This window comes from Pseudoalteromonas sp. MB47, from assembly GCF_011319765.1.
GTDB lineage: Bacteria > Pseudomonadota > Gammaproteobacteria > Enterobacterales > Alteromonadaceae > Pseudoalteromonas > Pseudoalteromonas simplex.
On sequence record NZ_VFBD01000026.1, the window covers coordinates 182,035 to 200,555 of the forward strand.

The 18,521-nt window shown below is 40.5% G+C and carries 18 protein-coding genes; 2 read left to right on the forward strand and 16 right to left on the reverse strand.

What is annotated here, in order from left to right; genetic code table 11:
• Positions 1 to 27 precede the first annotated feature (27 nt).
• The gene (locus tag IMPJCBKJ_RS14710; RefSeq protein WP_004586404.1) at positions 28 to 303 is read left to right on the forward strand and encodes an HU family DNA-binding protein; all 276 of its coding nucleotides are present in this window, start codon (positions 28 to 30) and stop codon (positions 301 to 303) included.
• 82 nt (positions 304 to 385) lie between these two features.
• On the opposite strand, the gene ilvN is transcribed toward IMPJCBKJ_RS14710, so the two are convergent.
• The 9 genes from ilvN to IMPJCBKJ_RS14755 all read right to left on the reverse strand — a co-directional run bounded on the left by ilvN (position 386) and on the right by IMPJCBKJ_RS14755 (position 11,734).
• Entirely contained in the window at positions 386 to 883 is a 498-nt protein-coding gene (ilvN, locus tag IMPJCBKJ_RS14715; protein ID WP_054551998.1) for an acetolactate synthase small subunit, read from the reverse strand.
• Complete coding sequence (locus IMPJCBKJ_RS14720) at positions 883 to 2,607, reverse strand: acetolactate synthase 3 large subunit (RefSeq protein WP_166340826.1); 1,725 nt, start codon at positions 2,605 to 2,607, stop codon at positions 883 to 885. Before IMPJCBKJ_RS14720 ends, ilvN begins: the two co-directional genes overlap by 1 nt.
• Positions 2,608 to 3,399: 792 nt before the next feature.
• Positions 3,400 to 4,374 carry a transposase gene (locus tag IMPJCBKJ_RS14725; protein WP_166340827.1) on the reverse strand — a complete coding sequence of 325 codons (975 nt, stop codon included), beginning with the start codon at positions 4,372 to 4,374 and terminating at the stop codon, positions 3,400 to 3,402.
• 242 nt (positions 4,375 to 4,616) lie between these two features.
• Positions 4,617 to 5,624 (reverse strand): isocitrate dehydrogenase, encoded by a 1,008-nt coding sequence (locus IMPJCBKJ_RS14730; protein ID WP_166340828.1) that lies wholly within the window; start codon positions 5,622 to 5,624, stop codon positions 4,617 to 4,619.
• A gap of 215 nt (positions 5,625 to 5,839) precedes the next feature.
• Positions 5,840 to 7,537, reverse strand: a complete 1,698-nt coding sequence (locus IMPJCBKJ_RS14735; RefSeq protein WP_166340829.1) for a hypothetical protein — start codon at positions 7,535 to 7,537, stop codon at positions 5,840 to 5,842.
• 6 nt (positions 7,538 to 7,543) lie between these two features.
• Positions 7,544 to 7,927: a DUF3192 domain-containing protein gene (locus IMPJCBKJ_RS14740; protein ID WP_054552003.1), complete on the reverse strand. Its 384-nt coding sequence runs from the start codon at positions 7,925 to 7,927 to the stop codon at positions 7,544 to 7,546.
• A gap of 71 nt (positions 7,928 to 7,998) precedes the next feature.
• Complete coding sequence (xni, locus tag IMPJCBKJ_RS14745; protein ID WP_166340830.1) at positions 7,999 to 8,772, reverse strand: flap endonuclease Xni; 774 nt, start codon at positions 8,770 to 8,772, stop codon at positions 7,999 to 8,001.
• Positions 8,773 to 8,783: 11 nt separating this feature from the next.
• Positions 8,784 to 10,127, reverse strand: a complete 1,344-nt coding sequence (ppnN, locus tag IMPJCBKJ_RS14750; protein WP_054552005.1) for a nucleotide 5'-monophosphate nucleosidase PpnN — start codon at positions 10,125 to 10,127, stop codon at positions 8,784 to 8,786.
• 71 nt (positions 10,128 to 10,198) lie between these two features.
• Positions 10,199 to 11,734 carry a GGDEF domain-containing protein gene (locus IMPJCBKJ_RS14755; protein WP_138600731.1) on the reverse strand — a complete coding sequence of 512 codons (1,536 nt, stop codon included), beginning with the start codon at positions 11,732 to 11,734 and terminating at the stop codon, positions 10,199 to 10,201.
• Positions 11,735 to 11,935: 201 nt separating this feature from the next.
• Between IMPJCBKJ_RS14755 and IMPJCBKJ_RS14760 the strand changes: the two genes are divergently transcribed.
• Positions 11,936 to 13,717: a PDZ domain-containing protein gene (locus IMPJCBKJ_RS14760; protein ID WP_166340831.1), complete on the forward strand. Its 1,782-nt coding sequence runs from the start codon at positions 11,936 to 11,938 to the stop codon at positions 13,715 to 13,717.
• Positions 13,718 to 13,721: 4 nt separating this feature from the next.
• Here the strand turns inward: IMPJCBKJ_RS14760 and IMPJCBKJ_RS14765 are convergent, their stop codons facing one another.
• From IMPJCBKJ_RS14765 to IMPJCBKJ_RS14795, 7 genes are all read right to left on the reverse strand, one after another.
• On the reverse strand, positions 13,722 to 14,516 hold the full coding sequence (locus tag IMPJCBKJ_RS14765; RefSeq protein WP_166340832.1) for a glycosyltransferase family 25 protein: 795 nt from the start codon (positions 14,514 to 14,516) through the stop codon (positions 13,722 to 13,724).
• A 64-nt stretch (positions 14,517 to 14,580) separates the two neighbouring features.
• Positions 14,581 to 14,766, reverse strand: a complete 186-nt coding sequence (locus tag IMPJCBKJ_RS14770; RefSeq protein WP_054552009.1) for a DUF1289 domain-containing protein — start codon at positions 14,764 to 14,766, stop codon at positions 14,581 to 14,583.
• Positions 14,767 to 14,802: 36 nt separating this feature from the next.
• The gene (locus tag IMPJCBKJ_RS14775; RefSeq protein ID WP_166340833.1) at positions 14,803 to 15,315 is read right to left on the reverse strand and encodes a hypothetical protein; all 513 of its coding nucleotides are present in this window, start codon (positions 15,313 to 15,315) and stop codon (positions 14,803 to 14,805) included.
• A gap of 151 nt (positions 15,316 to 15,466) precedes the next feature.
• Positions 15,467 to 16,204 (reverse strand): hypothetical protein, encoded by a 738-nt coding sequence (locus IMPJCBKJ_RS14780; RefSeq protein ID WP_166340834.1) that lies wholly within the window; start codon positions 16,202 to 16,204, stop codon positions 15,467 to 15,469.
• Between the two features lie 191 nt (positions 16,205 to 16,395).
• The gene (hisIE, locus tag IMPJCBKJ_RS14785) at positions 16,396 to 17,010 is read right to left on the reverse strand and encodes a bifunctional phosphoribosyl-AMP cyclohydrolase/phosphoribosyl-ATP diphosphatase HisIE (protein ID WP_054552013.1); all 615 of its coding nucleotides are present in this window, start codon (positions 17,008 to 17,010) and stop codon (positions 16,396 to 16,398) included.
• Positions 17,001 to 17,780, reverse strand: coding sequence for an imidazole glycerol phosphate synthase subunit HisF (gene hisF / locus IMPJCBKJ_RS14790; RefSeq protein WP_054563887.1), 780 nt, complete (start codon positions 17,778 to 17,780; stop codon positions 17,001 to 17,003). The genes hisIE and hisF overlap by 10 nt, the downstream gene beginning before the upstream one ends.
• Positions 17,762 to 18,496 (reverse strand): 1-(5-phosphoribosyl)-5-[(5-phosphoribosylamino)methylideneamino] imidazole-4-carboxamide isomerase, encoded by a 735-nt coding sequence (locus tag IMPJCBKJ_RS14795; RefSeq protein WP_166340835.1) that lies wholly within the window; start codon positions 18,494 to 18,496, stop codon positions 17,762 to 17,764. The genes hisF and IMPJCBKJ_RS14795 overlap by 19 nt, the downstream gene beginning before the upstream one ends.
• Between the last annotated feature and the right edge of the window lie 25 nt (positions 18,497 to 18,521).

Genomic DNA, 18,521 nt, shown 5'->3' on the forward strand with positions numbered 1-18,521 from the left:
AAAATAATAACGAATAGGAATCTAACAATGAATAAAGCTCAATTAGTTGAAAAAATTGCTACTGATGCAGAAATCTCAAAAGCGGCAGCAACTCGTGCACTAGATGCATTCACTGGCGCAGTTACTAGCTCTCTTAAAGAAGGTAACTCAGTAGCATTAGTTGGTTTCGGTACTTTCTCAGTAAAAGAGCGCGCAGCGCGTACTGGCCGTAACCCACAAACTGGTGCAGAAATCCAAATCGCAGCAGCAACTATCCCAAGCTTTAAAGCGGGTAAAGGTCTTAAAGACCAAGTTAATCCTTAATAGGGTAACTTACTAATTATTGAAAAAAGGGCTTATAGCCCTTTTTTTGTATCTGGAGTTTTGTCGCGCTAGCGAAAAAGGCTTATGCCTTTAACGCTTTATCACCACGACCAATACCAACCGCACCTGAACGTACAACTTCAATAATGTCTGATTCATGACGCAAAGTATCAAGGAAGGATTCAATTTTTTCTGTGCTCGCGACAAGCTGCAGTGTGTAGCTGTGGCGCCCCATATCTAAAATAGCACCTTGGAATACATCAGCAACACGCGTTACCGCTGCACGAGTGGTTTCATCTTGGGCAAAAACTTTCACCAATAATAGCTCACGCTCGATGTGCGCCATTTCGGTTAAGTCAATAATCTTAAGAACATCTACCAGCTTGTTCACCTGTTTGGTGATTTGCTCAACGATGCGATCATCACCCATGGTTGTAATGGTAATACGCGAAAGAGAATGATCGTCAGTCGTGCCAACAGTCAGGCTATCGATGTTGTAAGCGCGCTGTGAAAATAAGCCTACAATGCGCGATAACGAGCCAGGTTCGTTTTCTAATAAGATTGATAAAATACGGCGCATTATGCTTTTACTCCTTTACGTAACCACATATCATCGACTGCCCCTAGCTTGATTTGCATAGGGTAAACATGTTCTTTTTCATCTACACAGATGTCTAAAAATACCAGTCTGTCGTTAATAGACATGGCTTTTTCAATAGCAGGTTGTAGTTCATCAATATGATCAACGCGAATACCTACGTGGCCATAGCTTTCTACTAATTTCACAAAATCGGGAAGTGATTCCATGTAAGAAGATGAGTGACGACCTGAATACATCATATCTTGCCACTGACGTACCATGCCCAGTGAACGGTTATTCAACGACACAACTTTCACAGCTAAATTGTATTGTAAGCAAGTTGATAGCTCTTGAATGTTCATCTGAATTGAACCATCACCCGTCACACAGATAGACTCTTTATCAGGGAAGGCAAGCTTAACGCCCATTGCCGCAGGTAAACCAAAGCCCATGGTGCCTAAGCCACCAGAGTTAATCCATTGGCGAGGGTGTTTAAACGGATAATACTGAGCTGCAAACATTTGATGCTGACCTACATCAGAGCTAATGTAAGCATCACCATTGGTTGCTTTGTAAATTGCCTCGATAACCGCTTGTGGTTTGATTTTATCGCCATCCGTGCTGTAGCTTAGGCATTTTTGTTCACGCCAGCTAATGATTTGACGCCACCAGTCTTCTTGTGCAGAACGATCAATTGAAATAGGGCTCTTATCAATCGCCGTTTGTAACTGCTCAAGCACTGTTTTCAAGCAGCCAACAACCGGGATGTGCGCTTTAATTGTTTTAGAAATTGAGGTTGGGTCAACATCAACATGAACGATAGTGGCATTAGGGCAGAACTTTTTAACGTTATTCGTTACCCGATCATCGAATCGAGCACCTAAAGCTAAAATAACATCAGCGTTTGCCATGGCTTTATTTGCCTCAAGGCTACCATGCATACCTAACATACCAATAAAGTTAGGGTGAGTACCGCTGATACCACCTAGACCCATTAAGGTGTTAGTGATAGGCGCGTTTAATGATTCAACCAAGTGAGTCAGTTGCTCAGAGGTATTTGATAGAATAATGCCGCCACCTGAGTAAATAACCAGTTTTTTAGCTTCTAAAATTGCGCTCACTGCTTTGCGAATTTGTTTTGAGTGGCCTTTAGTGTTCGGGTTATAAGTTCGAAGTTCAGTTGTTTTTGGAAATTCGAATGGGAACTTTAACTCAGGGTTAAGCATATCTTTAGGTAATTCAACCACAACCGGGCCAGGGCGGCCTGTGCTGGCTAAGTAGAATGCTTTTGCTAAGATTGTTGGAATATCTTTTGCGCTACGACAGTTATAGCTGTGCTTTACGATAGGGCGAGAACAACCAACAATATCTGTTTCTTGGAATGCATCATCACCAATTAAACCAGTAGGAACTTGGCCAGATAACACCACCATTGGGATAGAGTCCATGTATGCTGTCGCGATACCTGTTACACAGTTTGTCGCGCCAGGGCCTGACGTTGCTAGCACCACACCAACTTCACCGGTAGCACGAGCATAACCATCAGCCATATGAGTTGCTGCTTGTTCGTGACGTACTAAGATATGTTCAATATCTTCTTGTTGAAATAACGCGTCATATAAATCAAGAACAGAGCCACCTGGGTAGCCAAAAATATACTTAACATTCAATTCTTTAAGTGCCCGAACAACTAGTTCGGATCCATTGTATTCAGTTGTACTCATCCTCATTCCTCTGTGTGTGCAAGCATAAATGCATAAAAAAACCCCCGCATATGGCGGGGGTTTTTTAAAAAGCGTGCTTTCACCTTTTAATAGCCTCCCGCTGGGCTTGTAACTAAGACCAGTACGAGAACGTTGACGACTAAAAGGTGACGGCGAATATTCATTATTTTTTAATTTTCTTCTAAAAAATGCACAGCCGACTAGATGGCTGCTGTTTAAAAAATGTTAGGAGTATTTTTAAGCGTTTTGGAAACTGATGTCAACCGAAAATGTGGCTTTTTGCATTAATTTTTCTTTATTTTCATTTTTTGATATTTTTTCTGCATCTAGATGCTTAGTTGTCATTATTTTGGGGTGTAACTATGCATTGAATTGTTCGTGTGGAAAATGGCTAATCAAACCAATAGATAATACATTTACGTTACTGCCTTGCATAACTTAGCTACTATCAGAATAGGTTTCTTTTTTATAATTAGACACCCACTTTAACACCTCGCTACAATAAGGTTTGGATATTTTTAAATAGACACCCAACTTATATTTAATCAGTTTAATGAGACACCCAGCTTATTTTTAAAAAGATGTAGCTTAAGTAAGATGTGAATTATTGAGAACAAGCTGAATTGCCAGAAAGAATAGTCATTTTTCATTGTTATTTATTAAATTTCAGCCTTATGTGCTGAGTTAATTTTTAGTTTTACATACTGGTCAGCGCTAGTTGCAAAAGTCGTTATGCTCCTAGAATTAAAAGGATTGGGTTTGCAAGGTTGATTTCTAGTGTAGAATGCGTAACTAAGTAAATAAGGCTAAGCTATTAGCTATAGAGCTTCTTCGTTTTCGTTTCATATGATTTGTATAAGCTGTGATAGCTTGTTCTTTACCTGCAGTATTTTTAAATGAGCGGGTAAAGGAAGTGGTGAGTGTAAGCCAGTTATCAATACAAATATTTAATCGTTCAAGAATTGGTAACGCATCTTCGGGGATTCTCCCTGGCTTATCTTCTCGTATTGAGCGGCCAGTCCAATCGACGAGTTGTAGGTATGTTTTGAGCTCAAAAGGTAGTCCGTTAGGCATATGTTTACGTGGTTTACCTGCAAAACGCATAAGTGATTTTGGTTGCTTATTGTTTTGAGCTGCATTAATTCTAGATTTAATACTGGTGTAGTCAGATTGCTCAGGTAAATCAGCCGCTTTCGCTCTTACAGGGTTTAAATCTACATAAGCAAGGCAAGCTGCAAGAGCTGCTTCATCAAGTAAAGCTTGTGATTTAAAGCGACCTTCCCAAAAACGACCTTTACAGTCATCTTCTTGATTTGCTTTTCGAGCAACACTCTCATTAAGAACGCGCATAAACCAACTGATGCTACTGAGCCTCTCTCGATATAAATTTACTCTGGCATTAACCGCAGCGAGCTCGGTTTGTGTTAGCAATTCGCCATTTAAGAATTGTTGGCAAAGGAATGTACTTTTAAATAACTTGTGCCATCTAATCAGAATCGCTTTATTATTCAAACGATTTGCTTTTGCTATATCAATATGAAGTACTAGATGAGTATGGTTACTCATAACTGCGTAAGCACAAACATCAATACAAAATACACGACCAAGTTGAAGTAGTTTCTTTTCAACCCAATCGCGCCTGTGTTCATATGAACGACCAGTTAGTGGGTCTTGCCCGCACAAAAAAGCGCGACGAACGCAGCGTGAAATGCAGTGATAATAAGGCGTGTTTGAAACGCTAATTAAGTTTCTACGAGGGGTTGCCATGCTCTTCTCCTCCATGAGTTGAACAGTGTAAGTTTAGTCATAATTTTGAGAAGTGAGAAATATTAAATTGGATGTCTGGTTAGTATTTTGAAAGAATAAATGTGGGTGTCTAGTTTTATGTGTTTAAATCTTGTTAGATAAAGTGGGTGTCTGGTTAAGTGGGGTAATAAAAAAGCCAGTCGTAGACTGGCTTTTGCTAGGTGGTTAAGGGCTAAGTTTATTAGCCCCAAACAAGTGTTCTATTATAGACGCTCAATTACAGCTTGAGTGAAGTCTGTAGTACCGTGGTTGCCGCCTAGGTCGCGAGTTGTACGGTCGCCTGACTTGATAACATCAGCAACTGCGCTGCGGATGCGCTCTGCAGTGTCACCCATACCTAAGTGCTCTAACATTTGGATAGATGCTAAGATCACCGACGTTGGGTTTGCAAGGTTTTTACCTGCGATGTCTGGTGCGCTACCGTGTACAGCTTCGAAGATAGCAGCATCTTCACTGATGTTTGCGCCAGGAGCCATACCTAAACCACCAACAAGACCAGCACATAGGTCAGATAGGATGTCACCGAATAAGTTTGTAGTAACGATTACATCAAACTCATCAGGAGTCATAACTAGTTTCATACAAGTTGCATCAACAATCATTTCGGTTGATTCGATTTGTGGGTAACGCTCAGCTACTTCACGTGCAACTTTTAAGAATAAACCAGATGTAGATTTAAGGATATTCGCTTTGTGTACAGCAGTTACTTTTTTACGGCCTTCACGTACCGCTAGTTCGTATGCAAAAGTAACGATTTTTTCTGCACCTTCACGGGTGATTTTTGACATTGCTTCAGCTTCGTTACCATCTTCAGAAACAACTTGGCCAAGACCTGAGTACATACCTTGCGTGTTTTCACGAATAGTGATGATGTCGATGTCATCGTAACGAGCTTTTGTACCTGCAAATGACTTAACAGGACGAACGTTAGCGTAAAGGCCAAACTTTTTACGTAAAGTTACGTTGATCGAAGTGAAACCTTCACCAACTGGTGTTGTTAATGGACCTTTTAAAGTGATCTTGTTACGCGCGATTGTGTCGATTGTTTCTTGCGGAAGTAACTCACCAGTTTTTTCTAGGGCAGCAAGGCCAGCATCAACGAATTCATAATCAAAATCGCAACCTGCAGCTTTAAGGATCTCAAGTGCTGAATCAATAATGCTAGGACCAATGCCGTCGCCTTTGATCACTGTGATGGTTTGTTTAGCCATTTACTTTTCCTATTTATGAGTAGATAAACACGTAAACTTATCGCGAAATAGCATGCGATTTACTTGTTAGAGGGTTTACGTGGATGTGTTTGAAAATTTAAGCGGCTTTTATAGCAATTTATTCAGCTTTTTGCCAGTTTATCCTGTGAATACTGACTATAAATAGACTAAAGTTCATATTTATTTAACGTTTTCGCACTTTTTAACAACACAATCTAAAAATTGTCTGCAAATTCACAGTTTTTGAGATATGCATAAAAATCTGCTTTTGATTGCCATCCAGCGGCCGATAAACTATCGAAAATAATTTGTTCCTGCCAACTACTAAAAAGTGCTTTTGGCTGAAAAACATAATAAGTAAATAGCTTAATCGCGACCCAATGCTTTTCATTGATATCAAGTGTTTGTTTATCATGTTGCTCACTACCAAGTAAATGTTGTGTCCAACTGTTATCGCCAATCAGTTGATTTAAATACGCCGTTAGTGGTTCTTGGTTTAATTGACTAACCCCAAACAAACAGCCAAGAGGAGGGCTAATCACTTGTTTTTCAGCTTGTTCAAATACCGTTTTACGGGAAATACTGGTTGCTTGATGTTCACAAAGATAAAGAACATAGGCATACAATGGCAAAGCAACCTGCTCAAATTGAATTGAATCGATGTGTTTAAATAACGCTTGGATAATACGTACCATGTTCTCAAGCCGCTTAGAGATATGCTGAAAAAGTGGGTGAGAGGTGGTTGCGACTAAGCGTTGAAATAATACTTTTTGAATAATCGCAGGGGCGTTATCGTATCCGACCATAGATAAACAATGGCGCAAGTCTTTAGCTCTTTGCTGCTCTTTATTATAGGGTTTAGCGGCAACAGTGAGCTGTGTTATTAATTCAGGGTAGGGGCTTAAAAGCTTATTTAAACCTTGATAGCTATATTCTTTTGATACTTTTAATGCACTAATTAACGTTAAATATTGTTGCCTACGTTGCTCATTTATTGGTTGTGGCTCAGCAAAACTTATGTTCTCACTAAACCATACTGTGTAGAGCAAGCGAGTATCTTTACAAGGCCTTTGCTTAGCGCAAGTCGTTAAGCTTGCCTTGATGCGATGCCAACGAATTTTTTCAGGACGACTCACATCGACTAAAATATGACGACCATGTTCATCTGTCGCTAAATAGATAAGTACTTGTTCGGCATATTTTACTTCACTGGCCGGAATGTAAGGGCCAATATGCGCAATCAGAGCTTTTATGGCATTTTGTGCAAATTCGTTCGGTGTACGCAAATATATATCAGCTAACGCTTTGTATACGCTTATGTGCCCACCTGACTCGCGATAAGTCGTATTCATCGCAATAATATTAGCCAAAGCAACTAAGGTTGTTGCACCATCGTAAATCATAATTTTCGGTGCACTTAGTAGTGCTTGTTTATACTTATTTAGACGCGCTAATAAATGCTGAATAGGCAGTGTATGCGAGCCTGACTCTTTTAGTAGTTTTGCCGCTAATTGATGACGGCATTGCCATAGTTTTTTATCTTGCGGGGTGAGTGCTTTACTTGCTGCTAATTTATTACTTTGCGATTGCACGCACAGGTAATTAGCTAAGCAGCAACTAATAATTTGCTCACTAATAGCTTGGTTGTAATTAAGACTACGGCATAAAATACAGGCTACAACACATTGGTTTACAACTAAATTTGTGGTGTAGCCGTGGTTCGCTACATACAAGCTTAATTGCGCTTGCATCCCTTTTGGGTAGGCTTGGTATAATAGGTAGTACCGCTCAGCAAGGTTACTTAATAAAGGGAAGATTTGAGACCATTTTTGCTTTTGATGGTAAAGTTTAAGTAATTGGTGCGTACTATCAAATAAGCGCGCTAGCTCCCGAGGGGTTACATTTTCCATCATAAGCGTTTAGGTTTCTTGTTGATAGCTTTCATAGGCACTTGGCCCCCATAACACCAACTGACCATTCTTAAAAAGTAGGCCCGTGCACTCGTCTATTGTCGTTATTCCATCGGATTTAACGTGCTGAGTGCGGTAAAAAATTATTTGCCAAACATTGTCTTCGGTGCGTTTTGCATAGGTTAGATCGGGGCTGCCTAAATAATCAAGCACCGCATTTAGATTTTCAGGTTTATCAACAGACAGCTTTGCAATATATCGCTTATTGAAGGCTTCACGGTCTTGCCAGATCATGGCTTGCGGATCATCTTTATAAAAAGTGATCACGAGGGTTGCAATCAGTGCATAAACACCTAACCCAAGTACCAGATATTGGAAAACCTTTTTAAACATGTGTAACTCTATAAAATTAACGCGAATTTTCAGTATACGCTCAGTTGGCCAACTGTGCTACGAGATTGCGACTAATTGAGCCTTAGCTGCTTTAAACTAAAGCCTAAGTTAATATCAGTACGCAGCATGACGAGGTTTTTTGATATCACAAACATCTCCATTTCTGAGCTTAGCTTGCGTTTAAGAGTAGGGTTTAGCTCATCGTCGTTTATGGCCGCTTCTATCGACTCATAATCATTAATTAATTGCTGTGCCGACTTATTACCGATCCCTTTAACACCAGGAATATCATTGGTTTTATCGCCTGCCAAAGCCCAAAAATCAGCAAGTCGATGCTTTGGTACATTAAAGCGCTGTTTAATATCTTCAACTTCAATGTATTGCTTTTTAAAGTAGTCATAGATAGCTATTTGTTCAGATAAAAACGGTAAAAAGCCTTTATCAGTAGACACGATAGTCGAAGCTACTTTATTTGTAGCTGCTTTGTAAGCAAGGGTGGCAATGATATCGTCGGCTTCATCGTTATCAGGTGAAAACACCACAATGCCTGTGTCTTCAATTGCTTGTTTAAAGCGTGATAAGTTTTGCTTGAGGGTGTCAGGCATTGGTGAGCGAGTGCTTTTGTACGCCTCAAAGTAGTGATAACGCCAACTTCTTTCACCATCGAACACGGCAATCGCGTGAGTTGCATTCGTTTGCTGGCGTAACTTTTTGCAAGCATGTGCCACTCGGGCACAGCTTGCTTTTATCATATGCTCTTCACTGTGATGACTCTGATTACTATCAACAGCATAGATGCGCCTAATAAGATTTAGCGCATCTATTAAAAGTAATTGGGTTGTCACATAGTCTCCTGTTAAGCTTTGATCTCATAGCAAGGGATGTACTTACTGCCAGGCAACTTCATACGACCTTGATCTACAAATGCTGCCAGCAGCTTATCCATATCAGCCATTAACGAAGGCTCACCACTGAGTACAAAGCGGCCATGTTGTTTGATGGCTTGTAGACCTTCGTCTTTAACATTACCTGCAACAATGCCTGAGAATGCTCGGCGTAAGTTAGCTGCGAGTTGCTGAGTTGGTTGATCTAAATGTAAATCTAAGCTCGACATATTAGCATGAGTTGGTGCAAACGGCTGTTGGAAATCATGGTCGATTTTTAGCGTCCAGTTAAAGTAGTAAGCGTCACCTTGACTCTTTCTGTATTCACGCACATCAGCCATTTTCGCTTTGAGTGTTTTACCCACACGTTCAGGGTCATCAATAATTACTTCAAATTTCTCAAGCGCCGCTTTACCGAGTGTTTTCTCAACGAATTTACACAGCTCAATAAAGTAGTTTTCACTTTCTTTAGGCCCTGTAAGGATCACTGGTAAACATTGTTTTTCGTTATCAGGATGCAACAAAATACCTAAAAGGTATAACAACTCTTCTGCAGTGCCTGCACCACCTGGGAAAATGATAATGCCATGTGCGGTACGAATAAATGCCTCTAAGCGCTTTTCGATATCGGGTAAAATCACCAATTCATTTACAATCGGGTTAGGTGGCTCAGCGGCAATAATACTTGGCTCGGTTAAACCTAAGTAACGATTATCTGTAATACGCTGTTTAGCATGGCCGATGGTGGCACCTTTCATTGGGCCTTTCATTGCACCTGGGCCACAACCAGTACAAATGTTTAAGCCACGAAGGCCGAGTTCGTAGCCAACCTGTTTTGTATATTTGTATTCAACTTCGTTAATTGAGTGGCCGCCCCAGCAAACTATCATGCTCGGGTCGCTATTTACTCTCAGTGCGCCTGCATTTCGCAGCATGTCGAAGACCATATGAGTAATGGTTTTTTGCTCTGTTAAGTCTTTTTCGTATTTTTGACAAATAAACAGAATATCGCGAATAACCGAGAAGATATGTTCATGTATACCAGTGATAATTTCGCCATCAACAAAAGCGGATTCGGGTGGGTTTTCAAGTTCAATTTTAATACCACGCTCGCGGCTTAATAAGCGAATATCAAAGTCTTCGTATTTATTGTAAATTTCAGAGCTTGAATCGGTGTGGCTGCCCACATTGAGAACCGCGAGCACACAGTTCCTAAATAATTTATAGCGCTCGCTGGTGGATGACTGTTCGAGTAGATCAACTTCTAGTTGCGATAGTAAATCCAGTACACCTGTAGGATTCAGTTGTTTTAACATAAGCACTCTCCTGGCTCATCTATGAGCCTTTATCATTGTGTGTCAAAGACCTCACCATTGAGATAAGGGCTTTATTTGCTAATGCAAACTTTATTTCGTCCTTCATTTTTTGCTTTGTACAGAGCATCGTCGGCACGATCAAAAGCAATCAGCGGGGTATCACCTTTTTTAAGTTGGGTAGCACCAAGAGAAATAGTGATTTCTACTTGCTTATCTTTAAATTTAAACGGTATTGCCTGAATATTTTTGCGCAGTTTTTCAAGAGAGCTAACTGCATTTTCAATAGACATGCCTGTCATTAATAACACAAATTCCTCACCACCGTAACGGGCAATAAAGTCTGATTTACGAATTGATTTTTGTAGTGCTTTAGCAATAACTTGCAATGTTTTATCGCCAGCACTGTGGCCATACCTATCATTAATAGATTTAAAGTGATCGACATCAAGCACCACAAATGTCACATCAGACTCTTGGATGTTAAATAAATGAAATTCATGATTAAAACGTTCATCGAAAGCGGCTCTGTTTGGTAGCTTTGTTAAACCATCAAGTAAGCTTTTATAGCGTTGTTCATTTAACCGTTTTTTGTAAGTTGAGAGTTTGCTTTCTAAATGACTTATTCTTTTATTAATGTCGTTAAAGCTATTTAATAAATGCTCTCTTTCACTCTGTTCTAATTTTTCTTTTGCAATTAAATCATCACTTAATGATTTTAACTCTTCTTCGACTAGCTCTTTGAGGGACGATATTGACGTTGCTTGTTGCGTCTGAGTATTAAGGTTTTTAATTTTTGCTTCTATTTGCTTATTTAGCGACTCGTACTCAGCGCTAAGTGACTCAGAATGTTTACTGGTTGAAACAATTGAATGATGTAAATCTTCAATTGTTTGATTTAAAGAGATCAAAAAACTCTGTGCTGATTGACGCTCTTTACTCATATTACGAGTAATAATCGTGATAATTTTTAGAGCAGAATCAAGTAAATCATCAATACAGTCGTTATGTGTAATGTTATTCTTTACTGCTTTGATTTGTTCAGCGCTTTCATCCTCTAAAACGAGATCATTTGCTAGGTTAAGTAGTTCGGCTGCAAGCTCGGGTTTAATTTGTGATTCAGTTTCACTTTTTGTCGAAAGCTTTGCCTGTAAAGCTTGATGATAAATTATTACCAGCTTAGATAATAAAGGGATAAAGTCATGGTTAGATTGGATGTTATTTAACTCATGATCAAGCAAATGGCGTAAAGAACGACGGGCATCATCCGGTAAACCTTTTACTTTTTGTAGCTGCTTTCCTGCATCAGTGACACTGTTGTTAAGTTCGCGTTGTAAAGCAATTTGCTTTGCTTCTTGGTGTTTTAATAGCCCTAGAACATCATCAATAAAAGGTGAAAGAAGGTTAAAGTCAACCCCTTTTTTCAGAGCACTTCTAAACTTAGCGAGGCGATTATCTAGCTCAATATCTAAGCCCTTACAACTTAGAGATAACTTTGCAGCAAACTGAGAAAGAACCTCAACTTGGTGTTTGCGTGCATCCTCAACAACCGTCCGGGCATCGATTGCTTGTTTTAACTTTTTATTAAGAAGATCATGCTGTTGCTGCACCGAGTAATACCGCCGTTATTAATCAACTGTCTATAAGCTAAGTTTACAACAAAATAGTACGAAATGTAGGTTCCAAGTCAAAAACTTAGCCATTTTGTCTATCAAACTTGTTGCAATGGCTGTTTATCGGTTTTTAATTCACATTTTTTATCGCAATTGTTAGTCTATTTGGTAATTTTGATAGTAATAAAAAGAGTTGTTATGAAAAAGTTTTTGGCCATGTCTATTTTGGCGGCCTGTTCTAGCAGTGCGTTTGCAGATGTAAACTACTCACTGTCTATTACTCAGCCTGAACACCACCTAGGTAATGTAAGTGTTGAGTTTCCGCAAACTGCACAAGCACATTTAGATATTAAACTTCCTGCTTGGCGTACTGGTCGTTACGAAATTTTAAATCTTGCCAATGGCGTGCGCTTTTTCGAAGCAAAAGATGATGATGGTAAGGCATTAGAGTGGGAAAAAATTGACCACAGCACGTGGCGTGTTCACCTAAACGAACCTACTCAAGTCAATGTAGATTACCAAGTGTACGCTAACGAGCTAGGTAAACGTGCTCGTCATATTGATGACAGCCATGCCTTCATTGATGCATCAGGCTTTTTCATGTTCAGTGAATCATTCCGTCAAGATCCAGTTAAAGTTGAACTAGATGTACCAAAAGCATGGCGTTCAGTATCGGGTATGGAAAATGCGGGCTCTAAACACAGTTTTAAAGCCGCTGATTACGATATTTTAGTTGATTCACCAATCGAAACGGGTATCAACGAGCTACACAAGTTCACCGTTGATGGCCGTGAATATGAGTTAGTTATTTGGGGTGAAGGCAACTACGACGTAGATCAAATGCTAACTGACCTTAAAAAGCTAGTGACAACCGGTAATGTAATTTGGGATAGCTACCCGTATGAGCGTTATGTATTTATGGTGCATGCTACGTCAGGAGCAGGCGGTGCAACAGAGCATTTAAACTCAACAATTATCCAACGCCCACGTGACCGTTTTGGTTCTCGTAAAGATTACCTTGCGTTTATCAGCACCGCAGCACACGAATTTATTCATACTTGGAACGTAAAAGCATACCGCCCTAAAGGTATCGCACCGTACGACTACACCAATATTAACTACGCGAAAACATTATGGATTGCAGAGGGCTCAACCAGCTACTTTGAAGATCACTTAATGGTGCGCGCTGGTATTGAAACAACCGATGAGTTCTTCGGTACGTTAACAAAAACCGTTAATCGCCACCTACAAACACCGGGTCGTGAAGTACAAAGCGCAACTGAAACCAGTTTTGATAAGTGGATTAATCAAGGCGGCGACCACGCTCGCAACTACAGCACTAATATCTATTTAGAAGGTGCGTTGATTTCAATGGCACTCGATATTGATTTGCTAGAAAAAAGCGATGGCAAAATTAGTTACCGCGATGTACACCGTGCGCTTTATAACAAGCACCGTTTACCAGATGGTTTTACGCCAGATGATGTTAAAGCGATTTTAAAAGAGCTAACTGGTCGTGATTACAGTGCTTGGTGGCAATCGAATGTGGACGAGCCAGCTGCTATCGACTTTGATGAGCTACTTGCAAAAGTAGGCTTAGGTTTAATTCGCCCAGAAGGCGCAAAATCAGTACCGAGTATTGATTCGTTTGCTAAAAACAGCGGTGAGTTATTAACCCTAACGCATGTTCGCCGTGGTGGCGCTGCATGGCAAGCGGGCTTAACAACGGATGATAAAATCGTCGCGTTTAACAAAAAGCATGTGGGTAAAGATTTAACAGCCAGCCTCGAAACGTTCAAAGCAGGCGACACAGTGACTGTTGATTTCATTCGACGCGATGCACTGCAAAGCACAACGCTAACACTTAGCGAAGATTTTGATAAAGAGAAAAAGGTCAAAGCATTAAAAGATGCAACACCAGCTCAAATGGCATTGTTTAAAGCATGGATGGGTGTTGACCACCCAAATCAGGCTAAATAAATCGTTAATGGTTTTTGATTGGTAAGAGAGGGGCTGCGGTTCCTTTCTTTTTGCTTGGTACTTGCTGCGCTTTTACAAACTGATTAGTGTATTTTGCGTTTAGTAGTGCACTTTGTAGCTGCTGTTTTTTACGTCGCCAAAACGACTTTTTAACTTTGACTGATCTATCCCTAATATCGCTTTGTGAATTATCGGGTTGTGATACCGGGTAAGGCAGCAAAGAATACCCATAAACACCTGTTTCCCACACATGCTGTAAATCGCAGTCAACGGGGCGGCCAAATGTGGCTGTGGCTTTTAACAGTGCTTTTGCACCTTCAAAACTAACAGCAGTTGCACAGCAGCCAGACATAAGCTTTTTATGAATGACTAAGTGTTGCTCATCAGCAAGGTGTTTTGTAAAGGCAATTTCCCGACTTCGGTCTTTATAAGCGGCCAATTTTATTAGCTGCCAAGGCTGTTTTAATGTACTAATGTTTTCAATTGCACTGTGAATAGAGCGGTCGAGAACAAAGTCATCTTCTAAAATAATGGCGTAATCTAATTGCCTATCGACAATGGTTTGCCATGCTTTTCTGTGACTCAGGTAACATCCAATTTCACCTTTACTCAATGGCTTGTGGTATTTTTTTAGGTTTAAATCAGCACTATAGTGCTTGGCTATCTCTGTATCATACAGCTCTCTACCATCAATTGCATCAAGGCGTTCAAATGCCAAATTTTGTGCGTTGAGTTCATGGCTTACACGGTTCAATCGTTCAGTAGAACTTACTAAGTTGATTACAAAAATAGCGGTCATTATCGTTACCTGATGGTCAGTTTGAATCAGGCTAACAAGCTTTAATGACGCTTGGGTGTCAGAACTATTTCGCTTTTATGTCAGGGCGAGGAGTGTTTAAAATCGCTTGCTTTTCTTGCTCGGATAAAATGATCCAATCAAAAATCTCATCATTACTGCGACCACAGCCAGTGCAATAACCATTTAGGCGATGACATTGACCGATGCAATCTGTTTTGTATTGGCTGGTTGGTATTTTTGAATGTGTCATAGTGATGTGAAGGCTAATATAGCCTTCATGAGAGTATTACTTGCCTTCAATTGGCTTACCAATTTCAAGCGTGGTAGACCAAGGCTGTTTGCGTGATAGGGTTTTACCCGAATGAATTGAGATAACAGGGTTGTTTTCGTCAAGCACAAACGTGGTGCGTAACGATTCAGCTGACTCTTTTTGTGTTTGATGCCAATTATTACCCGCTAAACAAGCTTGGGTAAAATTAACCGCACGGGTGTGATCGACAACAGCTTGTTGCTGTTGCTCGTAGTTGCCTACACAGCGGTAGGTAACATTGTCTTTATCAAGCGCCGTGATTTGACAGTTATCGGCAATAAGGTTGTATTTTGCTGTCCATGTTTCCATGTATTTAGTATTTACACGGCTACGTTTTAAGCCTTCAAAGCGGTTATCGTAAGCACCTAATAGGGCGTTAATTTTCTCGCAAGGGGTTAAGTTATCAATGGCTGTTTGTTGTTCAGTTGTTAGTCCTGTACAACCTGTTAAAACAAGGCCAGTTAGTAAGGCGGCGAGTGGCTTTTTCATATCAGGCTATCCTTTTAAATAGCAGTTCCTTAAACGTTTCCTAAAGGATACATAAGCCCTTGTAAAAATGCTAATAAAGATTGGTGATTACAAAGCAAAATGCCCTCGTAAAGGAGGGCATTTTAGTTGCGTATATGGTAAAAGCGCAGGCTTATATCTTAGTTTTACCAGCTATGTTGGTTACTTTTACTGAACCAGAGCCATCACTTAGTAACTCAAAGTTTGCTGCGGTGTCAACGCGAATGCTGCCTGAGCCATCTGAAACGACAACATCACCAGAAATATCATTTAAATCGATACCGCCTGAACCATCATGTACTTCAATATTGCCCTGTGCATTGGCAACATCAATATTACCTGAGCCGTCATGAATTTTAATATCACGGCTGATATTACGTGCCTCTATGCTACCCGAACCATCATTGATTTCTAATGTGCCTGTAATGTCATTTGCGGTAATTGAACCTGAACCATCGTTGATAACAGTATTCGCAACTTTGCTGATAATAATTTCACCCGACCCATCGTGCACATTTACATTAAATGAACGAGGGATCGCAACAGTTAAATCAATGCGAGTTTGCTTATTGGTGTGGTAATCGCACTGGCCTGCACTAAGTGCTGCGTTATTGCCTTTGGCTTCAAGGTTTAAGCAGTATTCATCATGAGGCTTTTCTTGATAAATCTCGGCTTTAACGGTTACTTCATCACTGTCACTACCGGTTATGTGTAAAAAACCAGATCCGGCTTCTACTTTCAAAGCGCTTAGTGAAGCTGCATCTAGCGTTAGGTTTTTCGTGTCTTGTAGTGGCATATCACCCCAAGCAAAAGTTTGTGCTGATAATAAGCTTGCGGCAATGAGTGAGAGTGTTTTTACTGTACTTAACATGGTTCTTCCCTTCATATCTATGGTGTTATTAGCTTAGTCGCAGGTGATGATAAAAAAGGTTTAAAGGGTTTAAAAACTTTTTACTATCGAAAAGCTTTTTGGCATTTAGAGTTTAGAAGTATACAGTCTGAATGTAATAGTTTATAAATTGAAAAGATGCACCTAAAAAGGTGCATCTAACTGAACTTAATTTACTTATGGCGACCTTGTAAACAGCTCACCACATCAGCCAATGATAGGCCTTGGCGCTGCAATAACACAGTTAAATGATACAGTAAGTCTGCCGATTCATTGGTTAATTCATCGTTATCATGTTTCATGGCTGCAAGGGCAACTTCAACGCCTTCTTCACCCACTTTTTGGCAACTACGGCTTAAGTCTTTTGCAAACAAAGACGCAGTGTAGCTTTTGCTTGGATCATCGTCTTTACGCGAGACAATCACTTGTTCAAGCTCAGCTAAAAACGACAAGCTAGGTTTAGCATCATCGCCAAAGCAGCTTTGTGTACCAAGGTGGCATGTTGGCCCAAGTGGGTTTGCCAGTACTAATAGTGAGTCGTAATCGCAGTCGGTGTGTACAGAGACGACTTCAAGGTAGTTTTCTGATGTTTCGCCTTTGGTCCATAAACGCTCTTTAGAACGCGAGTAAAAGGTTACTTTTTGTTTGTCGAAAGTGGCAGCTAATGCATCTTGATTCATAAAGCCTTGCATTAAAATCACCCCAGAGCGTGCGTCTTGCACAATAGCTGGGATCAATTCGCTTTTAGCAAAATCGACTTGAGAAAGAGTGTCTTTGGTTAATTGCATAGTCTTGCCGCTACATTATTATCAGTTAAAAATTGTTTTAGTTCGCCAATATCAATGACGTTCTTGTGAAATACGCTGGCTGCGAGCGCGCCATCAACTTGGCTTTGTTGAAATACATCAACAAAGTCCTGCATCGTACCTGCGCCGCCCGATGCAATTAGTGGAATATCGCACAGTGCACGCATTTTTGATAGCTGAACATTGTCGTAGCCTTTACGCACGCCGTCTTGGTTCATGCAGTTGAGTACAATTTCACCAGCGCCTAGGTCTTGCACGCGCTTAACCCATTCTTCGGTTTTATAGCGAGTACGGCTTGATGCATTAGGATCGCCAGTCAGCTGGTACACTAAATATTCGCCAGTGGTTTCATCATAAAAGCTATCAATACCCACAACCACGCATTGTTTACCAAACTCATCGTGTAATTCTTTGATAAGCTCTGGGCGAGCAATTGCAGGGCTATTAATACTGATTTTATCTGCACCACGTTCTAAAACACGTGCTGCATCAGCAACAGATTTAATGCCGCCTGCCACACAAAATGGAATATCAATGTGGCGTGCAATATTCTCAACCCAATTGACATCAAGTAGGCGTTTTTCGACGCTGGCACTGATTTCATAAAACACCAGTTCATCCGCACCGGCATCGCTGTAAGCTTTAGCAAGCGTTAAGATATCACCAACTACTTCATGGCCTTTAAATTTAACACCTTTAACGACTTGGCCGTCTTTTACATCTAAACAAGGGATTATGCGTTTTGATAACATGCTAACGCCTCCTCAACATTAAAGGCACTATCGAGCAATGATTTACCTAAGATAACTCCGCCAACGCCCAGTTTTTTCAGCTTTGCAATATCATCAAGTGAGCTTACACCACCTGAAGCTTGAACTTTAATCTCGCTGTTGTGGTTGGTTAAATCTTCATAAAGTGCAAACGAAGGACCGGTCATGGTGCCGTCTTTACTGATGTCAGTACACAGAAAATCAACCACACCCAGTGCCACGTAAAAATCAACAAGTTCGAACAAACCAAACTCAGATTCACTTAACCAACCATGTGTTGCTGGCGCCCAGCCGTTGTCAGTTTTATTAACATCCAGTGCGATAACAAAGTGAGAGCTGCCAAATTTTTCAATCCACGCCTTTACTTGTTCGCGCTTTTCAACGGCCATTGAGCCGATCACGACTTGGTTAGCACCAGCTTCAAGCCAGTCAGCAACATCTTGCTCAGAGCGAATACCACCGCCCACTTGATAAGGCACATTAAGCGCTTTAGTCGCAGCTTGAATATGCTGCCACTGTTTTTTATTTGGATCGCGCGCGCCTTCTAAATCAACAAGGTGCAGTTTGCCTGCGCCGCTGTTTGCGTACTCTTGTAAGCGTGCGCCAAGTTCGTAAGGGTAAAACTGTGCTGTATCATACTTACCTTGGTATAAGCGCACAATTTGGTTTTGTAATACATCGAGTGCTGGAATAATCACGTTTATTTCTCTTATTTGTTTGCTG

What these genes read in the sequence shown, in the direction of transcription:
- IMPJCBKJ_RS14735 (WP_166340829.1), bottom strand. Translation starts at nt 7,537, where the DNA reads ATGATGGAAAATGTAACCCCTCGGGAGCTAGCGCGCTTATTTGATAGT.
- IMPJCBKJ_RS14740 (WP_054552003.1), bottom strand. Translation starts at nt 7,927, where the DNA reads ATGTTTAAAAAGGTTTTCCAATATCTGGTACTTGGGTTAGGTGTTTAT.
- IMPJCBKJ_RS14710 (WP_004586404.1), top strand. Translation starts at nt 28, where the DNA reads ATGAATAAAGCTCAATTAGTTGAAAAAATTGCTACTGATGCAGAAATC.
- IMPJCBKJ_RS14725 (WP_166340827.1), bottom strand. Translation starts at nt 4,374, where the DNA reads ATGGCAACCCCTCGTAGAAACTTAATTAGCGTTTCAAACACGCCTTAT.
- hisF (WP_054563887.1), bottom strand. Translation starts at nt 17,780, where the DNA reads ATGTTATCAAAACGCATAATCCCTTGTTTAGATGTAAAAGACGGCCAA.
- IMPJCBKJ_RS14775 (WP_166340833.1), bottom strand. Translation starts at nt 15,315, where the DNA reads ATGAAAAAGCCACTCGCCGCCTTACTAACTGGCCTTGTTTTAACAGGT.
- IMPJCBKJ_RS14780 (WP_166340834.1), bottom strand. Translation starts at nt 16,204, where the DNA reads ATGTTAAGTACAGTAAAAACACTCTCACTCATTGCCGCAAGCTTATTA.
- ppnN (WP_054552005.1), bottom strand. Translation starts at nt 10,127, where the DNA reads ATGTTAAAACAACTGAATCCTACAGGTGTACTGGATTTACTATCGCAA.
- IMPJCBKJ_RS14720 (WP_166340826.1), bottom strand. Translation starts at nt 2,607, where the DNA reads ATGAGTACAACTGAATACAATGGATCCGAACTAGTTGTTCGGGCACTT.
- IMPJCBKJ_RS14730 (WP_166340828.1), bottom strand. Translation starts at nt 5,624, where the DNA reads ATGGCTAAACAAACCATCACAGTGATCAAAGGCGACGGCATTGGTCCT.
- hisIE (WP_054552013.1), bottom strand. Translation starts at nt 17,010, where the DNA reads ATGCAATTAACCAAAGACACTCTTTCTCAAGTCGATTTTGCTAAAAGC.
- ilvN (WP_054551998.1), bottom strand. Translation starts at nt 883, where the DNA reads ATGCGCCGTATTTTATCAATCTTATTAGAAAACGAACCTGGCTCGTTA.
- IMPJCBKJ_RS14765 (WP_166340832.1), bottom strand. Translation starts at nt 14,516, where the DNA reads ATGACCGCTATTTTTGTAATCAACTTAGTAAGTTCTACTGAACGATTG.
- IMPJCBKJ_RS14770 (WP_054552009.1), bottom strand. Translation starts at nt 14,766, where the DNA reads ATGACACATTCAAAAATACCAACCAGCCAATACAAAACAGATTGCATC.
- IMPJCBKJ_RS14760 (WP_166340831.1), top strand. Translation starts at nt 11,936, where the DNA reads ATGAAAAAGTTTTTGGCCATGTCTATTTTGGCGGCCTGTTCTAGCAGT.